This window comes from Pseudomethylobacillus aquaticus (assembly GCF_003730115.1).
Taxonomy (GTDB): domain Bacteria; phylum Pseudomonadota; class Gammaproteobacteria; order Burkholderiales; family Methylophilaceae; genus Pseudomethylobacillus; species Pseudomethylobacillus aquaticus.
On record NZ_RJVP01000016.1, the window covers coordinates 1 to 2220 of the forward strand.

General features: G+C 63.1%; 1 protein-coding gene. It reads left to right on the plus strand.

Annotated elements, in window-relative coordinates; all coding sequences use genetic code 11:
• A partial coding sequence (locus ED236_RS12295) for a beta strand repeat-containing protein (RefSeq protein ID WP_420820428.1) occupies positions 1-2220 on the plus strand: 2220 nt, incomplete at both ends.

Genomic DNA, 2220 nt, shown 5'->3' on the forward strand with positions numbered 1-2220 from the left:
TGAATAGCGGCAACGGCAAGTACGTGTACGTGCCGGACGATGCGGCCATCGAAGCGCTGAAGGTGAATGCGCAGGACAGCTTCAGCCTGACGGTGAGCGACGGCACCTTGAGCGACACCGAGACGCTCAATGTGAACATCACCGCCACCAACGACGCACCGGTGGTGACCTCGTTCAAGGCCACCGAGACCGGCGTGACGGTGCTGGCCACCGATGCCGAGTCGGACACGCTGACGCTTGCCCTGGCCAGCAACCGAGTGCCTACCGGCGGCATCAACGGCACGCCCACCACCGGCACCGAGCAAAGCTTCAGCATCACGCCGACGGTACAAGACGGCCGCATCGCAGCCACGTCTATCTTCGTCAATGACGGCAGCGTAAACAGCAACTTCGTTGGTCTGCTGCTGGAAGGGTCCGACGCTACCAACGGGGTGTCGGCGGCACCGGCAGACATTAAGATTGCTTTTTATGGCTTTGGTGGCGACGACGTCGCCGTGACGGGTTCCGGCAGCGACTCGCTGTTTGGCGGCGAGGGCAACGACACGCTGACCAGCAATGCCGGTGCAGACCTGCTGTCGGGTGGCAACGGCGACGACAGCCTGACCGGCGGCACGGGCAACGACACGCTGTCGGGCGGTGCCGGTGTGGATACCGCGACCTATAACCTCAGTACCGATGGCAGTGACGAGATCAACTTAGGCGTTGAAACCGTCAGCTCGGCCACGCAGAACGACGTGGTGAAGCTGGGCTTCCCGATACCGGCGGCGACCGAGATCCGCGTCACCTTCACCAGCGCCAATGTGGGCAATGGCACGGGCACCGGCACCACGCTGGATGGCAGCCTGACGGGCGCAGAGGCGTCGGCACGCAACACCGTCACCTTGCAAGTCGAGAGCTTTGGCGACCAACCTGCCGGCAGCATCGGCTACACGGACGACGAAGGCATCACCTTCGAAGCGGATACCGGCATCACCTTCGATGTGCGCGATGCGGTGAGTGGCGCCCAGCGTGGCAACAACTTCAACAAGGTGGTGCTGGGCACCAGCGGCAACGACAGCTACGACTTTGGTCCGTTGACGGCACCCCCCACCGGCCCCATCGGCCGCGACTATTACATCAACGCGGGTGGCGGCAACGACACCGTGACCGGTACCGAAGGCAGTGACTTCCTGGTGGGCGGTAGCGGTAATGACAGCCTCAGCGGCGGCGATGGCAACGACAGTTACATCGGCGGCACCGGCAATGACACCATCATCGGTGGCGGCCTGGGCGGAAGCGGCAACGACACGGGTGTGGATGTGGTGGTGAGCTACAACCTCCTGACCGACGGCAGTGACGAGATCAACCTGGGTACCGAATTCGGCCTGACCAGTGCCAGTGCGCTGGACGTGGTGAATGTCACGCACCTTGAGGACATTTTAGTGGTGCTCAACACCGCCAACGTGGGCAATGGCATCGGCAACGGCGCGCAGCGCGACCTGCTCAGTGATGCGGCTGACATCAACACGCTCACCGTGCGTGGCATCAGCGGCACGCAAGGCGGCACCGGCTACATCGACGACGAAGGCGTGCTGCTCAGCATCAACGGGCCGCGCTTTGTGGTGGTGGATGCCGTGACCGGGCAGACCAACCAGTTCCTGAACTTCACGGGCGTCAACCGCATTGCGCTCGGCACCTCGGGCAATGACACCCTGCACATCACCAACAATAACGCGGTGTATGTGGTCGGTGGTGCAGGCAACGACACGCTGACGGTAACGAGCACTAGCCAGAGCCTGATCGAAGGCGGTGCGGGCGATGACACCATCACCGGCACCGGCCGTTCCGACCTGCTGGATGGCGGCACCGGTGACGACACCTTCAGCAACATCGACGGCGGTGCCACGGTGATTGGTGGTGACGGGGCGGATACGCTCATCGTCAGTGCCAATGGCTTCGGCTTCGGTCAGGACGAGAACCTGACCGGTGTGGAAACGCTACGGGCGGCCACTGGCAATACGGATGTCAGCATCTTTATGTTCAACCAGACCGAAGCGCTGACCATTATTGGTAACGACGGCAACAACTTCCTGGAAGGCGGTAACACGGCGGGCGACAGCATCGACGGCGGTGCGGGTGACGATCAGCTGCTGGGCTACGGCGGCAACGACACCCTGCTGGGTGGTTTGGGCAACGACAGCCTGCAGGGCGGTGACGGTACCGACAGCCTCAGCGGTGGTG